Genomic DNA, 22646 nt, shown 5'->3' with positions numbered 1-22646 from the left:
GATTTTTGTTATTGCGTAATTCACTCATTTCTAGCAGATTCAGCGGTCCGTTTTTTGTGAGTCAGATTTGCTTACTAGGTTTATAAAATTGTATCGTTGTCGCTTGAATTAATAGAAATTTCTTAATTGGGTTTTTAAGGAGCGAACTAATCCCATACAACCCACTTAGGATAAGAAAAATGTAGCGTAAAACACCAGTTTTTTGAACAAGAGAAACAATCATATTGAATCTGATAGGCAAAGATAGACAAAAAGCAAGGCTATTCATTTGGATAGTAGTATAAATTGTGCTTGGTACTGGTTTCTTATGACAGGAATTTTGCTAATATTGAAAATTTTATGCAGCTCTTTCATCCAGAGGCTCTCCATTCGCAAAAAAGCTTGGGAGAGGCTCATTTAAATGATTCTAGAACTATACCAGTACCATATTGCAAAGGAGATAAAACAATGAAATGTTCAACTAGTAAAAAAGTAGATAATCACATGCTGCGTAGTGTTGATGACAATCTATATCAGGAGCATTTTGCTACCAACGATAGCCCCCTTCCAAAACGTGTACCCGGGGGAGCAAGAGTTTCGTCCAAAGCTATCGAGTCTAGATGGGAATTACTGTCGGTTCGACCTGAGGCCAAGGAACAATTACTAGGCAATCAAACCGTAGACCAACTTGAGTTGTATCAAAAAAACATTGAGAATCTGATTGGCACTGTCAGTATCCCGGTAGGCTTGGCTGGTCCTTTACGGATCAATGGTCTTTATGCCCAAGGTGATTACTATATTCCTTTAGCTACTACCGAGGCTGCTCTCGTAGCTTCTTATAGTCGTGGTGCGCAGGTCATTAGCCAAGCAGGTGGATGCAGAACAGTGATTTTGAAAGAAGCGATTGGGAGGACCCCTGGCTTTATCTTTGAGAGCGTAGTAGAGGCGAGTCGATTTGCTAACTGGGCGGTTTTTGAATTTGATACCTTCCGCGAGGTTGCCCAGAGTACAACAAACTTTGGGCAGCTTATTAGAATGGATCATATGATCGAGGGTAACTACGTGTATCTTATTTTCGAGTTTTCAACTGGAGACGCATCTGGACAAAACATGGTAACGATCGCAACACAAGAAATCTGCAACTATATTCGACAGCATTCACCAGTTCCGTTCAAGAATAGCTTTGTTGAAGCGAACTTTTCGGGAGACAAGAAAGCTTCTGCAAAATCTTTCATGACCGTGAGAGGGAAAAAGGTTTGTGCTGAAGTGGTATTACCTGCAAAATTGGTTCGCCAACGCTTCCACACTACTCCTGAAAATATGGAAAAGTACTGGAGAATGGCATTTGTAGGTGGAGTTCTGCAAGGTATGATTGGTTCCCAAGGTCACGTAGCTAATGGTTTGGCTGCCTTGTATCTAGCAACAGGACAAGACGTTGCTTGTGTATCTGAATCGTCCGTTGGCGTTACACGATTCGAACTAACAGAAAATGGGGACCTGTATGCATCGATAACGTTACCGAATGTTATTGTGGGTACGGTGGGCGGAGGTACAGGGTTGCCGAGTCAAAAGGCATGCCTTGAAATTATGGGACTTTCAGGTGCTGGACATGTACACGCGCTTGCGGAGGTATGTGCCGGTCTAGTTTTAGCCGGGGAACTGTCGATCATTGCGGCATTGGCCGCTGATGATTTTACTAGAGCCCATCATAAGCTTTCTCGTGGCACAGATGGAACAGCTCAAGGGATGGTGAAGCAATATGTCTAATGTGAGCTATCAACAGCTTTCTTGGTCGAGACGTTGGTGGATTTATCAGCGGGAGAGATTTCCCGTTGTTCAAAATGGAATCGTGGTCGCTGTATTCAGTATATCTACGATGCTTTACTCTTCTATTCTGAGAAACGGGTCTTCACCCAGTTTCCAGTCGCTTGTAATTGGTTTCTTGTCGACTTTTTTGTTCTTTTTGCTGTTGCGCATTGCTGATGAATTTAAGGACTTTGAGGAAGACTCCCGATTTCGTTCGTATCGGGCTGTTCCGCGTGGGGTTGTAACCCTGAAGCATCTCGGAGTGCTTGGTGTTTTCATAGGACTTCTTCAACTTGGTATGGCATATTGGTTGTCTCCAAAGCTTATTTTTTGGTTAGTGCTTGCATGGGGCTATCTAGCTTTAATGAGTAAGGAATTTTTTGTCAAGGAATGGTTAAAAGCTCACCCAATTATTTACCTGCTGTCCCATATGGTAATGATGCCGATGATTGTGATGTATATCGTGGCATGCGACTGGGTGACAGCTTCAGATACAATTCCTTCTGGGCTTCCTTGGCTTTTACTAGCCAGCTACGGAAACGGAATCATTCTGGAGATCGGGCGCAAGATTCGAATCCCCGAGGATGAGGAATATGGTGTCGAGACCTACAGCTTTTTGTGGGGCTACAAAAGGGCAACCTGGATATGGGTGGCCGTTGTGTTTTTGACATCTTTCGTGGTTTGGATGGCTTCCGTACAAGTGGGCGCTGGCCAAATCGTGATGTGGTGTGCTGGATTAAATGTGCTGATCGCAGTTTGGATGGCAGTGACGTTTCTTAAATCTATGACAACGAAAGTAGCACAGGCTATAGAAAAAGTTTCGGGTCTACTCATTATTTTGCTGTATCTTAGCCTGGGACTTGTTCCACTTTTATTTTAGGTGAAAAGGAGGTTATAGCACATGACGTATATTTTACAAATGAACCGTGCAGAGGAGAATGAGCTGCAAAAGATGGGCGGTAAAGCTCGTGCCCTCGCTTTGCTGGGACAGGCAGGTATGGTGATTCCCGAGTGGTTTGTTCTTACACCAGAGGCTTTTATGGAAAGTGTTCCAAAAAGTCTTATGGAGGAGTTAAAGGGAGCGGTTCTTCAATCAGAAGAGGCAGTCACCCGGGTTTTAAGGCACATTACTTTAGAACCGAATGTGGAGGCGATGTTAAAAAAAGAAGTTGAGATACTTTGCGCAAATAATGAATTGGTGGCTGTCCGTTCCTCTGCATTAGATGAGGATGGGGCTGAACACTCCTTTGCTGGACAGCTAGAAAGCTACTTGTTTGTCAAACCAGAGGATGTGCCAGCTAAGGTGCTTCAGGTCTGGCGATCTGGCTTTAGTCAACGAATCTTGACCTATCGAAAAGAAAAGGGGCTTAGCTTGCTGCCCCAGCCACCCGCAGTTCTTATCCAACGAATGGTTGACTCAGAAACAGCCGGGGTAGCATTCAGTGCAGATTCCTTGACGGGACAAAGAAAAATTGCCATCGTGGGGGCCTTGTACGGGCTTGGAACAGCGCTAGTATCAGGAGAATGCGATGCAGACACGTATAAAGTGAATCGTAATGGGGAGATTGTGGAGCGTGAAATAGCGACAAAGCTGATTGCGCATCGTTTCTCAATGGAAAGCGATGAGGGCGTGGAGAGTGAAGAGGTAGCGGTTGAGAAGGCAAATCAGCCAGCCCTTACAGATGAACTAGTGCGATCAGTTGCAGAGCTAGCCCGCCGTTGCGAACGCCATTTCGGACGACCCCAGGATATTGAGTGGGCCATTCAGGATGGAAAGCTCTATCTCTTGCAATCACGTCCAATCACCAACTTAGCGGAGATGATTGACCCTGATGATGAGTTTAATCTATGGGATAACAGCAATATTTCAGAAAGCTATGGCGGTATCACAACCCCCCTGACATTTTCATTTGCCCGTCACGCTTATGCTGAGGTATACAAGTCGTTCTGCCGAATAATGGGGGTTTCCGCTGAGGAGATTGTTAATCGGGATTCCGTGTTCCGTTGCATGATTGGCCTTGTCAATGGACGAGTGTATTACAACCTGCTGAACTGGTATCGTTGTCTGGCACTGCTTCCTGGTTATCAAATGAATCGAGGTTTTATGGAACAGATGATGGGGGTTAAGGAAGCACTTCCCCAGCAACTGACGGATAATGTTCAACAGCAGGTGAGCATGCAAGACAAACTCAAGGATGCAATGCGTCTTGGTAAAACAATTGTTAAATTGATTGGCAATTTCAGACGTTTGCCAAAGACGATCGACGTTTTTTACCAACGCTTAAACAATGCGCTTGGTATTACACGCCCAGACCTGCAACAATACAGTACAGTCGAGCTAGCCAACTACTATCTGAAGCTACAAGGTCAGCTTCTAACTCGTTGGGATGCCCCATTGATTAATGATTTTGGAGCTATGATCTACTACGGTTTATTGCGAAAGCTGACGACTAAATGGTGCAATGATGAAGATTCTACCCTACAGAATTCACTGCTCGCAGCAGAAGGTGGCATTATCAGTGCAGAACCAGCAATGCGTATGAAAAAGCTGATGAAGCTAACGAACCAAGATGCCACCTTCATCGACATCCTCTGCAATGGCACTCTAGCAGAAATCATGAAGGAAATGGATCGATTCCCTGCATTTAAAGAAGAGTACGAGGCTTATTTGGACAAATTCGGAGATCGTTGTTTGGATGAACTCAAGCTAGAGAGCGTTAATCTGTTTGACAACCCGCTTCCGTTGTTGCGCTCTATTGGCCATCTTGCATCCCGTCCCGCCCCAACTGAGATGGGACCAAGCGAGGAAGAAATAAGACGCATGGCAGAGGAGCAAGCATTTCAATCTATCGGCTTCAATCTGTTTCGTCGAGTCCTTTTTCGCTGGGTACTTAAAAATGCGCGATTGCGTGTTCGTGATCGGGAAAACCTACGATTCGAACGAACACGAGTCTTTGGTCGTTGCCGTTCCATCTTTCTTGAAATGGGGCGTCGCTTTTATGCACTCGATCTGCTTGACGATCCCCGCGATGTATTCTATTTGGAAGTGGGAGAATTGCTTGGTATGGCAGACGGAACTGCAACATGCAGCAACCTAAAGGGACTAGTAGCATTGCGAAAAGCTGAATTTGAAAAATATCATGAAATGGATGTGCCTGAGGATCGCTTTGAAACGTATGGCGTCATTTATAAAGGTAATACGTTTAAAGCGAAAAGCCCTAAAGAACCACTGACAGGGGATGTGATGAAAGGAATCGGTTGTGCGACGGGTGTCGTACGTGGTCCGGTTCGTGTGGTTACGGATCCCCGTGATGTGACGTTGCTTCCAGGAGAAATCCTTGTAGCTGAGCGGACTGATCCAGGCTGGATCGTACTTTTCTCCTCAGCAGCCGGATTGTTGGTCGAACGAGGAAGTCTGCTGTCTCATGTATCTATTGTTTGTCGTGAGATTGGTATTCCAGGAATCGTTTCTGTAACTGGTTTGACTCGATGGTTGAAAACAGGAGATTGGGTTGAATTTGACGGTAGTACAGGGGTCATTCGTAAGATCACCCCGGAGGAGGGATCGATCAGTGCCTAGTAATATTGGAAATCTCGCCCAGAAAGTAACGATAGATGCGCGCCCCAAGCTAGCTAGCGAAGTTGACTTTTCCTTAATCCGTTATGCCCAGTGCTGGGAGGATGCTGACATCCTCCTAGAGGCACTAGATATTCAGCCTGGAGATAACTGTTTAGCTATCGCCTCTTCTGGTGACAATGCACTAGCGATGCTAAGCAAGTCGCCAGAGCGTGTTGTTGCACTAGATTTGAGCCATGCACAGCTTGCCTGCTTGGAATTACGCGTGGCAGCCTATTCTGCTCTGACACATACTGAACTGTTAGAACTTATGGGCTCGATCCCAAGTAATCGGCGAAATGAACTATACCAAAAATGTCGCAAGCAGCTCACACCGCTAGTAAAAAACTATTGGGATTCTCAATCAACCGCTATAGAATCTGGGATTGGAAGCATTGGGAAATTTGAGCAGTATTTTTCAATGTTTCGCGATTCAATCTTACCTCTTGTCCATTCTCGCTCTCGCGTGGAAAAGCTTCTTCAGAACCGCACGCCAAAGGATCGCCGCACATTTTATCAAAAAGAGTGGAATACGTTACGCTGGAGATTGATGTTCCAGTTCTTTTTTTCCCGATTTGTCATGGGAAGGCTGGGGCGTGATACCCGTTTTTTCCGCTATGTAGAGGGCAGTGTGGCAGCAAGGATTTTACAAAGAGCCCAATATGCCCTAACTGAGCTTGATCCTATGCAAAATCCTTATCTCCAGTGGATTTTACAAGGACGACATAGTCATGCATTACCGTATGCATTAAGACCTGAAAATTTTGATGCTATACGAAACAACCTGCATCGAATTGAATGGCATTGCTTATCAGTTGAAGAGTATTTACAGCATGTGGGCCAAAACGCATTTGATAAGTACAATCTGAGTGACATTTTTGAATATATGTCCGAAGACCAATATGAAAATTTACTGAAGGTTTTGGTACAAGCGGGGAGGAAAAAAGGACGATTGGCTTACTGGAATATGCTGGTTCCCCGAAGTCGCCCTGTGAGCATGGAGGAGTCACTTCGTCCACTCACCAGCTTGAGTCAGGAACTTTTTAAGCAGGATAAGGCTTTCTTTTACAGTGCGTTTGTACTGGAGGAAATCATATGAGTGGTATTATTCCCTTACATCCATGGTTCGGTATTGTGCTGCTGCTTGCCGCCATAGCATTGTTGATTGCAGGATTGCGTTTTTACCAGGTCAGGTACCAGCCTGATCCAGAATGGGTTCGTAAGCTTTTTCATATGAGCTCTGGTACATTCGCATTGGTTGCTCCATGGCTTTTTGGTCAGGATTGGCCTGTATTGGTTGTTTTAGGGTTTGTCGCAATTGTTCTATTTCTTTTCCGAGTTACTCGGCTAAAGAATGGACCCGGAAAAATCTTATCTGATGTTTCGCGTTATTCATTTGGTGAGATGTACTTTGTGATGAGTATTGCGATTCTTCTCCTTTTTACGGAACAAGAAGAACGGGTTTTGTACAGTATTTCTCTCATCATTCTCACGTTAGCTGATGCGATCGCTGCTCTTGTCGGCGTTCGCTACGGTCAGGTGAGATACGTAGTTCCCGAGGGTATGAAGAGCATAGAAGGGTCATTTGCCTTCTTTTTAGTTGCTTTTTTATCGACTCACATCACCTTATTTTTGTTTTTTCCGATGGACGGAATGGCTAATTTAATGATTTCTATTACAGTGTCACTGTTAGCCACTTTAGCTGAGTCCGTTTCCTGGGGCGGGAAGGATAATTTAGTTGTACCAATTGTGAGCTTTATGATGCTCAAGTTTCTCATCGTAAAGGACAATGCCCATTTGCTGTTGGCGCTCACTCTAGCACTCTTACTGTTTATCTTGCTTGAAGCATGCAGAAGAACGAAGGTCGTGTGTCCACAGGCTTTAATGGGAATATCAGTCATTTCGTATGTGAGCTGGGCTATTGGTGGAATAGACTTTCTAGTGGTATTGCTGCTGCATTCCGTGTCATCGCCGATTATTTTGAAGAGTTCAACTGAGCTGTTTTCCAGCAAAAAAATAGGTCTATTCATCGCCACATATACAATGAGTTTTGTATGGTTATTTTTGTACCAGCAAACACAAAGTGAAGTTTTTTTCTTCGCATTTCTGATCGGTCTATTGGCCCAATCCATTTGTTTTAGTCTCACGGAAATCTTTCAATCGTCTCAGAAAAGGCATCTGTTAATTTATCTTTTTTTAAACATTTTGAAAAACTGGGGGCTGACATTGACGGCTTTAGTGCTTCGTTCAGGTCTGAGCAGCGAAGTGGTTGTCCATTCGATTTGGGCGGCCGTAAGCATGCTTATGGCCAGCGGTATTTACTATCTCTTTGTCTTTAAAAGGTCGAAGGCAGCCGTATTAATCCAACCAATATGCGCAGCGGTTGGTTCTATTTTGGGAATTCTGCTTTTTTAATGATCAGCGAAAAGAGTAGGGAGGATATTCGACATGTTAAAAGCAGTACAGGTTACGAATACCAAGATGAAGGAAGAGTTTTGCTCACTACCAGGGCCTTCTGCAAATCGGATCGATTCTCTGGACGAATCGAATGCTGATACTCACTGGATGATACTAGACAAGGAAGGCGTAGCCGCACGCTGTTCACTATGGTGGTCAAACGTACCAGCATATCAAGATCATCAGGTTGGTGTAATAGGACACTATGCAGCGCGAAATGCTCCTGCAGCAAGTGAGCTACTACAACTGTGTTCAAGAGAATTGGCTAAAAAGGGATGTACAATCGTGATAGGCCCAATGGATGGAAATACGTGGGGGACACACCGATTGGTTACGAAAACAAAAGGAGATCTTCCTTTCTTCCTTGAGCCAAATACACCCTTGGAATGGGCCGATCATTTTACACAGGATGGCTTTGAACCGCTATCTCACTACATTTCGCGAATTGTTGATCTCGATCATAGAGATTTGGGCGAAGCGGGGCAGGAGTATGAGAAAAAACGGTACAAGCAACTGACACAGCATATGAATGAACGCGGCATTCGTATCCGGCAGTTGGATTTGACTCGAATCGATGAAGAGCTTACACGAATCTATGAACTCTCGATACGAGCTTTTCATCAAAATTTTTTGTACACCGAGATAAGTGAAAATGAATTCTTGAAACAATACACAAAGATTGTTCCATATATTAAGCCAGAACTGGTTTTGTTAGCCGAGCATGATGATCGACTGGTCGGCTTTATGTTCACCTTACCAGATGTGATGCAAGCCCAAATGGGAAAGGCGGTCGATCAGGTAATCTTAAAGACGCTGGCTGTTGATCCAGATTACCAAGGGTATAAAATAGGCTCCTTCCTCGTAAAGGCAGTCTACGATTTGGCTCAGAAGCTAGGTTATCAACGTGCGATTAATGCGTTAATGATCCAAGAAAATCGATCCACAAGGTTTAATGCGAATGAAGGCTACATTCTTCGTGATTACACCTTATTTGCTAAGAAATTGGAGAGGGAAGCATGAATATCTTTGAAATTGTCAAACCTCATATTCAAAATTGCCCCAATGCGATCGCGATACAGGATATGCCAGACAAAGAGACCCGTCAACTAACTTTTGCCGATCTGGACAAACGTTCTGCTCAAGTCGCAGGGATTTTCAAGAAACAAGGGTTAGTGGCAGGCGATACGGTTCTACTCTTTTATCCAATGTCGATTGAGTTGTATATCACCTTAGTAGCAATCTTCAGACTTGGATTGATTGCGATGTTTCTTGATCCATCTGCTGGTAAAAATCATATTGAACGATGCTGTACATTAAACCCACCTAAAGCGTTAATTGCAAGCCCAAAAGCCCAACTATTGAGGCTGTTATCCCCAGCTATTCGAAAAATTCCGCAAAAATTTGTGATTGGGAGGAGATTGCCTGGAGCCATTTCTTTAACTTCACAAACCAATGCAACAGAGTACAGTCAATACCACTCATGTCAACATGACACGCCGGCGCTCATCACCTTTACCAGCGGTAGCACTGGGGAGCCAAAGGCGACCGTGCGGACTCATGGATTTTTAATTGATCAATACGAGGTGCTCCGGCGCAGTCTTGACATGCAAGCTGGAGCAATCGATATGACAACACTACCTATTTTTGCTCTGTGCAATCTTGGGGCTGGGATGAGGAGCATTATTCCCAATGGTGACCTGCGCCGGCCAGGAGCGATTGAACCGGGTCCCGTCATTTCTCAGCTCCAAAAACAACATGCTCAGAGAATCGTAGCTTCACCAGCGTTTTTTGAACAACTGTTGGGATACTGTGAAAAACATGACATCGTTCTAACTGAGCTTACATATATCTTCAGTGGCGGTGGACCAGTATTCCCACGACTCATGTCCAGATTAAAACGGATTGCTCCAAACGCTCGCATAATGGCCGTATATGGGTCCACCGAGGCTGAGCCAATTGCAGAAGTAGATTGGAACGATATCCATACAAATGATCTTACCGCAATCAAGTCAGGAAAAGGTCTTTTAGTAGGAACCCCTGTTCCGGAGATTCAGGTACGGATTGTTCGTCATCAGTGGGGCAAACCGATTGGTTCTTTATCCAGTGCAGAATTTGAAAACATCTGCCTGACTCCTGAGGAAGCGGGAGAGATTGTGGTCACAGGTCCACATGTACTTTCCGGATATTTGCATGGAAGAGGAGATGAGGAGACGAAATTCCGCGTGGATGGAACAGTCTGGCATCGAACCGGGGATGCTGGGTACTTTGACCAATCGGGAAGATTATGGCTTCTGGGAAGAGTAGCCGCACGAATTAAAGATGAAAGGGGAGTTTTGTACCCTTTTGCTGTGGAGAGCGTGTTATCGTTTGATGAGTCGATCGGACGAACTGCTTTAACACAATATCGCGGTCGTCGTGTATTAATTGTGGAAAGAAATAGTAAGAGCTACATGACTGCTGAATTAGCTGAAATGCTAGAATGGGCAAACCTCGATGCCATTATCTATATGGATCAGATTCCAGTTGATAAGCGGCACAATGCAAAAGTGGATTATAGTCTTTTGAACAAGGCATTGGAACAAGGAAAATTTGAGCAACAAACTATTTCCGTTTGAGGAGGACATTATGATTCTTACACTTCCGCCTGGACCAAATAAACCTCTGTACAACGTGTTCCGTACTCTGCACAATATTCTGGATTTCATTAAGGAAAACGCAGACAAGTATGGAGACGTCGTGTATTATCCGTTGCTCAATGAACGCATTTATCAATTAAATAAGCAGGAGCTTATAGAAGAAGTATTTATCAAAAAACAATCGAGTTTTATAAAGAATGATCGATTACAAGCAAAGCTTATCAAAAATATTTTAGGCGAAGGTTTATTCACCGCTAACGGAGAGCATTGGCTTCGGAACCGACGGATGATGGCCCCGGAATTCCACCAAAAACGGATAGAAAGCTATGGAAAGACGATCATTGAAGTAACGAATCGTTACATTGAGAACTGGCAAGAAGGCGAAACGCGCGAAATCAAGATCGATATGCTCAATTTAGCACTTGATGTCGTAATGAAAAGTTTGTTTGGACATAACAACACCATTGACGAAGGAAAATTAATTCAGGCCTTGCAGACGATTCTAAGGTATTACGCTAAGGCAGTCATGTTCCCTATACCACTTCCAGGTTATAGTAACTATAAGCGCTGTGCAAAAGAGATGGATGACATGATTTTGCAGTTAATTTCTTCACGAAGATCATCAGGTATATATGGAGATGACTTGTTAGGAATGCTTCTTTCCATGCGCGATGAAAATGGAGAAGGACTTGATGATCGTCAAATTCGCGACGAAGTGATGACCTTGATTGTTGCAGGACATGAGACAACAAGCGCAGCGCTGGCGTTTGCTTTTTATCTTCTATCTGAAAATCCTGATGTTACAGAGAAAATGGCGGCTGAAATTAGTGAAGTGCTTGATGGTCATTTACCCCATATTCAAGATTTACCAAATCTACAATATACCACAATGGTGGTAAATGAGACCCTCCGGCTTCGTTCTCCAGCTTATATCTTGCTTCGTCAGGCTGCAGAAGACATTCAGATTGGCGAATATATGATTCCAAAAGATTCGATTGTGTTAGTTAGTCAGTATGTCATGCACCGTGATCCCCGTTATTTTGAAGACCCATTGGTATTTCGTCCAGAACGCTGGGCAGATGGGCTTGAAAAAAAATTACCGACGTTTGTCTACTTTCCCTTTGGCGGTGGACCGCGCATGTGCATTGGACAGCGATTTGCAATGGCAGAGGCCGTGTTGATTTTGGCTACCATTGTTCAACGCTACAAGCTAACAGCAGTTAATCAGGACAAGCTAGAGGTAAACGCTTCGATAACTCTATCCCCAAAAGCCTTGCATATGGTTGTAAATAAACGGATGTAACCACCTACCATTGATATAGGAAATGCAAATGCCAAATACTGAGAAAAAGAGCTTTTAGGGAAAAGTAGATGAAAACAATACCGTTCTACCGTTAGAGGTAACCGGTTAAACAAAAAATGAGAAATGATATAAAAACAGTGTGAACCGAGCTTGGATAAAGAGGGGGTTCAATGCTGTTTTTTTTGTTGTAGGTTGCTACACAGTCTTTTTGGTTTTTCCTTTTAAAAGTTTGCTATATTCTAGTAAAAGAAATAGATATGATGAAATATGGGGGCTAAAGAATGGCAAAAACGCAACGTTTGATTGAAATTATGATGACGATGAATGCGAAGAGAAAATTCACGGCACGGGAATTGGCAGAGGAATTCAAGGTTTCGTATCGCACCATTTTACGTGACTTAAATGAACTAAGTGTAATGGGAGTTCCTATTTATTCAGAGGTGGGAGCAGGGGGTGGCTATTATTTATTACAGGATCGCATGCTACCTCCTATTTTCTTTAAAGAAACAGAAGCAACTGCTATGTTTTTTGCTTATCAATCGTTGCAATTTTTTGATTCCCTCCCCTTTCAAACAGAAACGAAAGCAGCATTAAAAAAGTTTTATCACTATCTACCAGAAGATGTGAAGGAACGTATTGACCAAATGCGAGACAGAGTTGTTTTCTGGAATCCTACGTACGCTCAATCTTCTCATCATTTAGAAGTCTTGCTTGAAGCAGCCATGGATCAATCCATTCTGACTATTCAATACGATGGTAAAAAGGGAATAACCAAGAGAAGAATTCAACCAATCGGCTTGTATAGCTACAATGGATTTTGGTATTGCCCAGCTTATTGTTTACAGCGACAAGCGTATCGACTGTTTCGGACAGATCGGATTAAGCAAGCAGAAATAAGCGATCCTGATACAGCCACTTTAAAGCAGGTTCAATCGCAAGCAGATTGTGAAAAAAGAGCCCCCATACAGAATAAATCGGGAAAGGATAAACTACGTTATTGCTCCATCATGGATTGGCTTATAAACAGTGAACAAAACGGGAAAAATCTCGTTCCTTTTGTCGTCGAGCTGACAAGAGACGGTACACGACAAGCGAAATCGATATTAGATTTAGTCCGGGTGGTTGAAGAGCGCAGCGATGGGACAGGCTGGATCGATACAAGGATTCCGCGTGCTGAAATTCCCTTCTATGCTGAGCTTGTTTGGAATCTAGGCATGGAGGCGATGGCGAAGGAGCCGCAAGAACTTATTTCTTATGTGAGGGAAAAGATTACAAAAATGGCGGAGCATTATCGGTAAATAAACTTTTTTCATGCGTTCCATTATGACAGAGTTTGTCACTATTAGCTGTTAGAATCAAGAAGAGAAATCTAATAGACTAAAGAGGTGTAAAGCATGTCCAATGTTGTGAAGTTACGGGATGAGTTATTTCATCAGATGAACGTAGCTATGAAAAGTACAATTTTACTTCTTCAGAAGATTAAAGAAGAGGATTGGGGGTATCGACCTGCTCCGAACATGCGTACTCTACACGAATTAGCCTGTCATCTAGTAGCAATTCCTGAAGTAGACCTTCTTATTATGCAGGAGAAAGGAGAGGATACCATAAGACAGATTGAACAAAAATACAACAGATTGGATACGGCCAAGTCGCTGGCACAAGAGATGGAACAAGGATACCAGATGTGCATCTCTTATCTGTTAGCTATGTCAGAAGATGAGTTTTTCAACAAGAAAACAACTCCTTTTTATCATGAACACTCTGCTTCTCAGGCTCACTGGTTTACGGAGAGCGTTACCCATATGTTCCATCATCGCTCACAGTTATTTACTTATTTAAAATTGCGAGGATATGAGGTGAGCATGTTTGATTTGTATGTTGAATAGAGAGTGGTGTGTAAATGCTAGTAACAGATGCTGCTAAAGACTTGTTACTGTGGAAGATGTTAATTTTTATACTGAAAGCTGTATGTAATAATAAAAGCTAGATGAATGCTGGGGAGATGTGCATCCATGAGTCAACCTACAAGAAAAAAAGTTCGTGAGCTAGGAATCGTGATTGGAACGTTGCCAACAGGAAGGAAAAATTGCATTACAGATGTTAGCGGTGTAAAAGTTGGTCATGTCACCATAGATCGACCGCTAGATGATGGCACGCAAGATTATGCATGTACCGGTGTTACCGCCATTTTGCCTCATGGGGGCAATTTGTTTTTGGAAAAAGTGACAGCAGCTAGTTATGTAATCAACGGATTTGGCAAAACAACAGGTCTTGTACAGATAAATGAATTAGGAGTGCTGGAGTCGCCAATCATGCTGACTAATACGTTTTCGGTGCCGGCTGTTACGCAAGGGACCTTACAGGAAATGCTAGCACAAAATCCTGAGATTGGTGATACGACAGGTACGATTAATGTGGTAGTTGGTGAATGTAATGATGGTTATCTCAATGCTATCCGTAGATGTGTTATTCAACCAGAAGACGCTAGAGCAGCGATTATGAATGCGATGGAGAATCAATCCGAAGAGGGAGCTGTCGGCGCTGGAAAAGGTATGGTTTGCTTTGGGTATAAAGGCGGGATAGGGAGCTCTTCTCGTCTCGTCCAGATAGATGGTAAGGAATATTCAGTTGGTGTACTTGTGCTAAGCAATTTTGGAAAAAAAGAAGAATTTCAAAGAGATAAATATCAACAACAATTCGCAAATGTTCAGCGTTCCTCCACTGCTATTGAACATACGTCGGATGGTTCAATCATGATTGTCCTTGCTACCGATGCCCCCGTCAATGAGCGACAATTGCTACGTTTGGCCAAGCGTTGTGCCATCGGACTTGGGAGAACAGGTAGCTATTATGGTCATGGTAGCGGAGATATTGTGATTGCTTTTTCAACCGCACATAAAATTCCACATCATAGTGATCATTTTGTGGAAAAACGAATGCAGCTACGTGAGGATCATCCTGTAATGAATCAATTGTTCACTGCTGCAAGTGATGCGACAGAGGAAGCAATTCTTAACTCATTATCTAAAGCCAGAACAACGAAGGGACGTAATGGAAGAGTTGTTGAGGAATACGTATTCACATAAACAAAGATGATGGAGGAAGGAATTATTTGTTAGTTAAGATGGTTTGACACGAAACCAAATGGTGTCATATAATCACAAAGTGAAACCAAATCGTTTCGAATAAACGTGTTATAGATTTATCTCCTTAAGACTGCCAACCGGGGATAGTTTGGCACGAATCGAACAAAATAATTCATGATGTGGAAGATTTTGTTGTATGACCAAAAATGGATATGGGTCAGCTTTATATCTTCGTGGCGACAAATATCAGATAAGTAACAAATTGATGGAGGTAAATAAATGCAAACGAATCAATCTAACAAGATTCCTGAGATTCGCCAAACAATCGTGTGCAATGCACCAATTGAACGAGTATGGGAAGCTGTTGCGACATCAGAAGGAATTGCTGCATGGTTTATGCCTAATGATTTTAAGCCAATTAAGGGGTATGAGTTCCAGTTGAATGCTGGCCCTTTTGGTATGTCTCCTTGTAAGGTAATGGAGCTTGATCCGCCTAAGCGTCTTTCCTTTACATGGGGAAAAGATTGGACCGTTACTTTTGAACTAACTACCTTAGAGGATGGAACAACAGAGTTTACGCTGATTCACAGCGGCTGGGACCCAGATACAGTCACCGAGTTTGGTGAAACCCATGTCGTCGTGCGAGATAGAATGGCAAATGGCTGGGTAGGCTTACTGAAAGCATTACGTACTCACGTCGAGGCGTAATATGAGTGCACCAGCTCACAAGTATGATGTGTTTCAAGCCATTGCTGACCCAACGCGACGGCAGCTACTGGAATTGTTAGGTGATCAGGAGCTGTCTGTTACCGCAATCAGTAGCCATTTTCCGATGACCCGGACAGCGGTTTCTAAGCATTTACGGATATTAACAGAGGCTGGGCTACTCACGGAAAGAAAAGTGGGACGTGAAACAAGGTATCGACTTAAAGCAGATCCATTACTTGAATTGAAGAAGTGGCTCGAATACTATGAACGATTCTGGGAAAATAAATTGTCTGCGTTGAAACGTTATGTAGAAGCAGAAGATAAGGCAGTGGAAGAAAGAGGTCGCTAAATAGCGGCCTTTTTCTGTTTTTGTATAGCCTTGCAGGAAGATTTACTTCTTGAGATAGCAAAAAAAATTTATACGTGAAAGCAGAATAGGCGTTCAGGGTTACATAAAACGGTGAACAAACAAATAGAACAAATGTTCCTATACCGGAGAAAACGGCATTTTTCTTAGATACAACTGGATTATTTTAAAGGTTTACATGTATATAAATGGATTTATATACTGTTATTTACAAGTTATTAGGCCGAAAATCTTCATGTTGTTCAATCGTAAAAGGGATGAAGAATAACCAGCATAATCATACTTTTCTTGTCTTAAAGCACCTGCTGATAACACAAAAAGCCCATAAATATAAGCTTTTTACGAAGATAGTTTATTTTGTTTCCGAGGAGCAGGAGCTAGAAAACCATAAAACAGAACGAATGTTCGCACCTCGGTAATTTCATCATTTTAGAGAGAAATCACTCTCATGAACATATTTATATCGGGAAAAAATCAGGAACGGACAGCTTGAGAGAAAAATCTGTAACACAATGCTATCAGGGAAGACCGTACATAGCCTGTAGAAAAAGGTCAAGTAGGGAAACCAGATTATGTTGATGGAATTTTTTATCAGAAAAGTTGAATTTATATAATAATTGGTGTAATATTCTATCAAGTGATAGTTTCATCTATCAAAAAATGAACCGATCAAAAAGAAAGAGGGGCCTTCAAGATGAAAAATGCCAGATCAGCGACAAAGGAGGCTAGGCTTAATGCCATTTTGGATGCGGCTACAGAATTACTAGTCGAAAAGCCAACTGCATCTTTGAATGAAATTGCCGAATACGCTGGTATCGGCATTGCGACTCTGCACAGATACATCGAAAATAGGGATCAATTGATCCTGCAACTAGGATTAAGATCTTCTCAGGTGTTCAGAGAGACGATAAAGCAAATTCCGTTAGACGAGGAAAACATCGAATCCTATATTTCACAATTGATTGAGGCGTTAATTCCACTCGGGGCTAAGATTTATTTTCTAGCTCATGAATCTACGCTGTATTACAGTCAAGAGATGATGGAAGCTGAGGAGGAGGTAAAGGAACCTATTCGACACTCCATTCAGGTATTGCAACGCAAAGGTTACCTCCGTGCCGATATGAACAGCGAATGGATTTTGAATGTCCTGTACTCACTTCTCTTTATGACATGGCAGCAGGTTCAAGAAGGTCATATTGCGAAAAGATCGGCCGCGTCACTTCTTTTAGACACACTTTATCATGGTTTTAAACAAGAAAAATCATAAGCAGATTTGATGATGCGTAGCAGGGCAACTACACTTTCGCGAATAAATCTGAAAGGATGTTTGTGATGAAAGAAGTAGGATATATTCCGCAACCCAAAACGTATGGTCCGCTTGGCAATTACCCCTTAATAGAAAAAGATACACCGACACTTTCACTCTGTAAACTTGCAGAAGAGTTCGGTCCAATCTACCGATTAACCCTTTCTGGAAGTTCAAGCTTGGTTATTTCTGGTCATAAACTAGCGGCTGAGGTTTGTGACGAGTCGCGTTTCTTCAAAAACATTACAGGTGATTTGGAAAATGTTCGTGCCTTTAGTGGAGATGGTTTATTTACGAGCAGGATTGAGGAGCCTAATTGGCAAAAGGCCCATAATATCCTCCTACCTACTTTTAGTCAACAAGCAATGAAAGGATACCATTCAATGATGGTGGATATTGCCTTGCAGTTGATCCAAAAATGGGCACGTCTTAATCCTAATGAAAGTATAGATGTTCCTGGCGATATGACTCGACTTACATTGGATACGATTGGGTTATGCGGCTTTAATTATCGCTTTAATAGTTTTTATAGAGAAACACACAGCCCTTTTATCAACAGTATGGTTCGCGCACTTCAAGAAGCGATGCATCAGAGTGGAAGATTGAAAATTCAAAATACATTAATGGTGGGAACTAGACGTCAGTTTACCCAAGATATTGAAACGATGTTTTCATTAGTAGACAAAATCATCGAGGAACGAAAGGTGAATGGCGATCAGGGTGAAATCGATTTGCTCACCCGCATGCTTAACGGGAAGGACCCGCAAACTGGAGAGAGACTGGATGACGAAAATATCCGGTATCAAATCATCACATTTTTAATAGCAGGACATGAAACAACAAGCGGCTTATTATCATTTGCTCTCTATTTTTTGCTGAAAAACCCAGAGGTGCGAGAAAAAGCGTACCAGGAAGTGGATCGGGTATTAACCGGTGTATCTCCTTCGTATCAGCAGGTTCTACAACTTACATATGTGCGTATGATTTTACAGGAATCCTTACGTTTATGGCCAACAGCCCCGGGATTTGAACTTACCGCTCGGGCAGATACAATCATTGGAGGGAAGTATGCCATAAAAAAAGGCGAAGTTGTTGCATTACTCTTACCCCAACTTCATCGAGATAAAGATGCTTGGGGAGATGATGCTGATGAATTTTGCCCCGAGCGATTTGAGGACCCTGATAAAGTCCCCCATCATGCCTATAAACCTTTTGGAAATGGTCAACGAGCCTGCATTGGGATGCAATTTGCACTGCATGAAGCCACTTTAGTTCTAGGTATGATTCTCCAGAACTTTGAATTAATTGATCATACGAACTATCAGTTAAGCATTCAACAAACATTAACGATCAAACCAGAAGAATTTTACATACGTGTCAAACAGCGAAAGAAACAGAAGCTAGACCAATCTACCCAAGAGCCAGAAGTAGGAGCTGTAAACATACGAGGGACAGATAGTAGATGGGAACAGATTAAAACATCCATAGCTAGGGTCAACCATGTATCTTTACTAATCCTTTATGGGTCAAATTTAGGCACAGCAGAGCGTACCGCACGAGAGCTTTCTACTAATGCGGGTTTGCTCGGTATCAGAAGTGAGATGGCACCGCTTGATGATTGGCTAGGGAAGTTACCGAAAGAGGGAGTCGTACTGATTGTTACCGCTTCTTATAATGGAAAGCCCCCTAATAATGCCCGAAAATTCGTGCAATGGTTGGAAGGAGTAGAGGCAGGTGCGCTTCAAGGAGTTACGTATGCGGTTTTTGGATGTGGAGACCGCAATTGGGCAAATACCTATCAAGACGTCCCGAGATTTATTGATGAGCAGCTTACTTTAAAAGGAGCGAAAAGGCTTTCGTTGCGAGGCGAAGCTGACACTAGCGGAGACTTCGAAAAACAATTAGAAGACTGGCAGAAGCGTATGTGGCTTGACGTTATGGAGACTTTTATTCTACAGGAAAACCTTGAGGAAAAAGATCACGGAACCCTTACGATTCAATTTATGAATGACATGTCAGATGTACCGCTCGCCCTCAAGTATAATGCTGTCTATGCCTATATAACAGAAAACCGGGAACTGGAGAGTGCTAATTGTGGGCGAAGCATCCGGCAAGTAGAAATCACATTGCCAGATGGTCTTAGCTATCAGGAGGGGGATCAAATCGGGGTATTACCGAAAAATAGGAAGGAGCATGTCGAACGAATTTTACAACGCTTTGGCTTGAACGGGAACGATCCCTTGATTTTGAGGGCAGATGGACGTAACATAGCCCATCTTCCGCTGGATCGACCAGTACGACTTAATGATTTGCTGAGTCAAAATGTAGATCTGCAAGCAACCGCAACTCATGCACAGCTACATGAGCTTGCAGCTTACACGGTTTGTCCCCCACATAAACGTGAATTGGAGGATTTATTAGATGAGGTTGTCTATGAACAGCAGGTAGAGAAGACCGGGGTGTCGATGCTAGAACTGCTTGAAAAATATGAAGCCTGCGAGATGCCCTTCGAAAGGGTTATCGAGCTTTTGCCCCCGCTTCAGCCGAAATATTATACGATAACTAGTTCTCCAGAGAACAGTCCCCATCAGGCTAGTATTATGATAGGAGCTGATTCTCTAGAAAGTGAATGCGGAGTACATCTGGGAATGCTCGATCATTACTTAGCTGATTGCCGCCCAGAAGAGAAAATTATAATGTTCATCAGTACACCAGAATCTTAATATCCAACTCCTGAAAACATTCAAGAACACCGGCTATTATGGTCTGAAAAGAAGTGCAAGCTTTCTAATTTGTATTCAATTCCCATAAACAAAAGGTTACATACAAAAACCAGTCCAATACGTTACCATTGTGCTTTTGACTGGTTTTTTGTATTTGCGAGAGGTAGGATGTAACTACTTTTTGGAAAGACCAACGAATATCCTATATGGAATAGGGATAGTTGAGCACAGTTAGTCTGATTTGCAATGTAGCTTACACGCTTTATATGAGCTACTCTGTCCACGTAATTTTTTGAATACATTGTCCTACCTGCATGGGAATGAATGAGTCATCTACGTCAGGAATAAGCTCTGGTTTGAGCAGTTGATGCTTTTTCATCTGATAGTAATCAAATAAGGCTTGTTCTAAAGTCATGTGATTTTGAATCAAAAAAACAGGACTAAGTAAACTTGGCAGGAGTAGCTCGTCCTGAGCAATTAATAAAGAAGGATTAACAGAAAGGAACACACCTTCTCTATGACCAGCTTCATAAAAAGCTTTAATATGATCGTTACGAGCTTTTTGCGCCTCAACAATTCGCTGGTATAAATGAGGATACATGCTTTTTAGTTCCTGTAATAATAAATCTGATAAAAAAATAGCCAGAACCACCGAGTTTTCAAAAACCTTTTGGAAGCGGCGTACGAAAGAAGCAGATTCGTTATCAGATAAGTCATGAAGGTTCTCAAGGATATAATCAACGTACACTTCTACTGTCGCTTCTAAGATTTCTGTTCGAGAAGAAAAATATTTATACATCGTTGCTTTGCTTATATCCATATATTTTGCAATGTCTTCCATTTTCAAAGAGCTGATCCCTTGCTTTTTAAGAAAGGGAAGTAGACGAATAATCAATTCTTTTTTCGTCTCTTGCTCATTTTTACGTGATCTGCCTCGAGTGTTTGTCACTTCAATGCCTCCCAATCTAAAACATCAAATTACATTATAACGTAAAATTAGATATTACACATATAACTGCTATTTAACTGAACGAAATATACGAAAAAAGTTTAATTAATTCATTATGTATGATAATATAAGGTTGCAAAGGTAACGTTTCCTAATAAGCAGGGAGGGTATTCTAATGAGTGAAGCAGTTAATAATCAGATTTTACTTTCTAGTCGGCCAGTTGGCGTTCCAACAAGAGATAATTTCACCTTCATCAAATCCTCTATTCCTGAAGTCAATGACAATCAGCTTTTAATACGTACTCTATACCTATCTGTTGATCCCTATATGAGGGGGAGAATGAATGATCAAAAATCTTATATACCCCCCTTTCAGCTAGATCAAGTGATAACCGGTGGGGTAATTGGAGAAGTAATAGAAACGAAGTCCTCAGAATTTCAAGTCGGGGATGTTGTCCTTGGTCTATTGGGATGGCAAAATTACTCCGTGGTTGATGCTGGAGAAGTACAAAAAATCGATACAAATATAGCACCAATTACAACCGCATTGGGTGTACTTGGAATGCCTGGAATGACCGCTTATTTTGGTCTATTGGACATCGGCCAACCACAGGCAGGGGAAACCGTAGTTGTTTCAGGGGCCGCAGGAGCGGTGGGAATGCTTGTCGGGCAAATAGCAAAAATCAAAGGGGCACGTGTTGTAGGGATTGCTGGTTCTGAAGAAAAAGTTCAGTATGTAACAGAAGAGCTCGGATTTGATGCCGCAATTAATTATAAAACAACACCAAATATGCAACTAGCATTAGAAAAAGCTTGCCCAAACGGGGTAGACGTTTATTTTGATAATGTGGGTGGTCCGATATCAGATGCCGTTCTGAGCTTGATTAATCAGGGAGCGCGAATTCCTCTCTGCGGTCAGATTTCTCTCTACAATTCAGAGAAGCAGGATATTGGACCTAGGATTCAGGTGCAGCTCCTCAAGAAAACAGCTACTATGAAAGGTTTTTTGGTGACTCAATATACAGATCGTTATCATGAGGGAATGACACAGATGGCCCAGTGGATCAAGGAAGGAAAAATAAAATATTCCGAGAATATTGTAGAAGGTTTGGAGAATGTACCGGAAGCTTTCCTTGGGCTATTTACTGGAGAGAACACTGGTAAGCAATTGGTAAAAGTTTCTGATTGTTAAAAAATGTAATATAAGAAACGAAGCTTATATCCTTCATAAAGAAAAACCAGGCTTTCAATAGAAGGTCTGGTTTTTTTAGTAAGTAATCATGGAACCGCTTGTCAAGCTCAAAATATTATGGAATAAATCTTTATATGATGAATGAATTTAGTTTTGGATGTTGTAATTTTATGTAACTTATTGTAAATTTAATCCAAGATGAACATTTGTAAAATAAAGCAATTTGCTGAAATGCATGGTATGGCTGTAATGCTTACACGTCCATCATGGAAATGTAAGACAAAATTACAAAAAATTGATGTTGACTGTCGATTTGCTCGATATTGTATAAATAAGGTTGTAGCTGGATAATACCATATGTATCTATTTTTAAAGATGGCGAGACCTTTTATAACCTCTAAGATCAATGATTCTTTTTTCCTCTATGAAACACTCCTTGATTACTATAATTACGATCCAAATTCCTTTTGTTCTGCTTTCATAAAAAGTGAAGTCCCACAGAGTAAAATCTACGAATA

General features: G+C 42.1%; 17 protein-coding genes. 16 read left to right on the top strand and 1 reads right to left on the bottom strand.

Annotation, left to right across the window (positions count from 1 at the left end; all coding sequences use genetic code 11):
• Nucleotides 1–447 precede the first annotated feature (447 nt).
• The 15 genes from BRLA_RS11620 to BRLA_RS11550 all read left to right on the top strand — a co-directional run bounded on the left by BRLA_RS11620 (nucleotide 448) and on the right by BRLA_RS11550 (nucleotide 19987).
• Complete coding sequence (locus BRLA_RS11620; protein WP_003337634.1) at nucleotides 448–1746, top strand: hydroxymethylglutaryl-CoA reductase; 1299 nt, start codon at nucleotides 448–450, stop codon at nucleotides 1744–1746.
• Nucleotides 1739–2665 (top strand): UbiA family prenyltransferase, encoded by a 927-nt coding sequence (locus BRLA_RS11615; protein ID WP_003337633.1) that lies wholly within the window; start codon nucleotides 1739–1741, stop codon nucleotides 2663–2665. The genes BRLA_RS11620 and BRLA_RS11615 overlap by 8 nt, the downstream gene beginning before the upstream one ends.
• 21 nt (nucleotides 2666–2686) lie before the next feature.
• On the top strand, nucleotides 2687–5365 hold the full coding sequence (locus BRLA_RS11610; RefSeq protein ID WP_003337632.1) for a PEP/pyruvate-binding domain-containing protein: 2679 nt from the start codon (nucleotides 2687–2689) through the stop codon (nucleotides 5363–5365).
• Nucleotides 5358–6500 (top strand): BtaA family protein, encoded by a 1143-nt coding sequence (locus BRLA_RS11605; protein WP_003337631.1) that lies wholly within the window; start codon nucleotides 5358–5360, stop codon nucleotides 6498–6500. The genes BRLA_RS11610 and BRLA_RS11605 overlap by 8 nt, the downstream gene beginning before the upstream one ends.
• Entirely contained in the window at nucleotides 6497–7816 is a 1320-nt protein-coding gene (locus BRLA_RS11600; RefSeq protein ID WP_003337630.1) for a diacylglycerol/polyprenol kinase family protein, read from the top strand. Before BRLA_RS11605 ends, BRLA_RS11600 begins: the two co-directional genes overlap by 4 nt.
• Nucleotides 7817–7849: 33 nt before the next feature.
• Nucleotides 7850–8878 carry a GNAT family N-acetyltransferase gene (locus BRLA_RS11595; RefSeq protein WP_003337629.1) on the top strand — a complete coding sequence of 343 codons (1029 nt, stop codon included), beginning with the start codon at nucleotides 7850–7852 and terminating at the stop codon, nucleotides 8876–8878.
• Nucleotides 8875–10473: an AMP-binding protein gene (locus BRLA_RS11590; protein ID WP_003337627.1), complete on the top strand. Its 1599-nt coding sequence runs from the start codon at nucleotides 8875–8877 to the stop codon at nucleotides 10471–10473. The genes BRLA_RS11595 and BRLA_RS11590 overlap by 4 nt, the downstream gene beginning before the upstream one ends.
• Nucleotides 10474–10483: 10 nt before the next feature.
• Nucleotides 10484–11797 carry a cytochrome P450 gene (locus BRLA_RS11585; protein WP_003337626.1) on the top strand — a complete coding sequence of 438 codons (1314 nt, stop codon included), beginning with the start codon at nucleotides 10484–10486 and terminating at the stop codon, nucleotides 11795–11797.
• A 281-nt stretch (nucleotides 11798–12078) separates the two neighbouring features.
• Nucleotides 12079–13095, top strand: a complete 1017-nt coding sequence (locus tag BRLA_RS11580; RefSeq protein ID WP_003337625.1) for a helix-turn-helix transcriptional regulator — start codon at nucleotides 12079–12081, stop codon at nucleotides 13093–13095.
• A 96-nt stretch (nucleotides 13096–13191) separates the two neighbouring features.
• A complete protein-coding gene (locus BRLA_RS11575; protein WP_003337624.1) occupies nucleotides 13192–13683 on the top strand; it encodes a DinB family protein in 492 nt (163 codons plus the stop codon).
• 126 nt (nucleotides 13684–13809) lie between these two features.
• A complete protein-coding gene (locus BRLA_RS11570) occupies nucleotides 13810–14883 on the top strand; it encodes a P1 family peptidase (RefSeq protein ID WP_003337623.1) in 1074 nt (357 codons plus the stop codon).
• A 279-nt stretch (nucleotides 14884–15162) separates the two neighbouring features.
• Nucleotides 15163–15591, top strand: a complete 429-nt coding sequence (locus tag BRLA_RS11565) for an SRPBCC family protein (RefSeq protein ID WP_003337622.1) — start codon at nucleotides 15163–15165, stop codon at nucleotides 15589–15591.
• 1 nt (nucleotide 15592) lies between these two features.
• Nucleotides 15593–15940 (top strand): ArsR/SmtB family transcription factor, encoded by a 348-nt coding sequence (locus tag BRLA_RS11560; protein ID WP_003337621.1) that lies wholly within the window; start codon nucleotides 15593–15595, stop codon nucleotides 15938–15940.
• Nucleotides 15941–16652: 712 nt separating this feature from the next.
• Nucleotides 16653–17225: a TetR/AcrR family transcriptional regulator gene (locus BRLA_RS11555; RefSeq protein ID WP_003337618.1), complete on the top strand. Its 573-nt coding sequence runs from the start codon at nucleotides 16653–16655 to the stop codon at nucleotides 17223–17225.
• Between the two features lie 65 nt (nucleotides 17226–17290).
• On the top strand, nucleotides 17291–19987 hold the full coding sequence (locus tag BRLA_RS11550) for a cytochrome P450 (protein WP_003337617.1): 2697 nt from the start codon (nucleotides 17291–17293) through the stop codon (nucleotides 19985–19987).
• A 271-nt stretch (nucleotides 19988–20258) separates the two neighbouring features.
• Here BRLA_RS11550 and BRLA_RS11545 read toward each other — a convergent pair whose 3' ends face one another.
• On the bottom strand, nucleotides 20259–20936 hold the full coding sequence (locus BRLA_RS11545; RefSeq protein ID WP_003337616.1) for a TetR/AcrR family transcriptional regulator: 678 nt from the start codon (nucleotides 20934–20936) through the stop codon (nucleotides 20259–20261).
• A gap of 175 nt (nucleotides 20937–21111) precedes the next feature.
• On the opposite strand from BRLA_RS11545, the gene BRLA_RS11540 reads away from it, so the two are divergent.
• Nucleotides 21112–22128: an NADP-dependent oxidoreductase gene (locus tag BRLA_RS11540; protein WP_003337615.1), complete on the top strand. Its 1017-nt coding sequence runs from the start codon at nucleotides 21112–21114 to the stop codon at nucleotides 22126–22128.
• Nucleotides 22129–22646: the final 518 nt, after the last annotated feature.

It is taken from the genome of Brevibacillus laterosporus LMG 15441, from assembly GCF_000219535.2.
GTDB lineage: Bacteria > Bacillota > Bacilli > Brevibacillales > Brevibacillaceae > Brevibacillus_B > Brevibacillus_B halotolerans.
The sequence above is the reverse complement of the archived record's forward strand: the minus strand, read 5'-3'. Positions and strand labels throughout refer to the sequence as shown.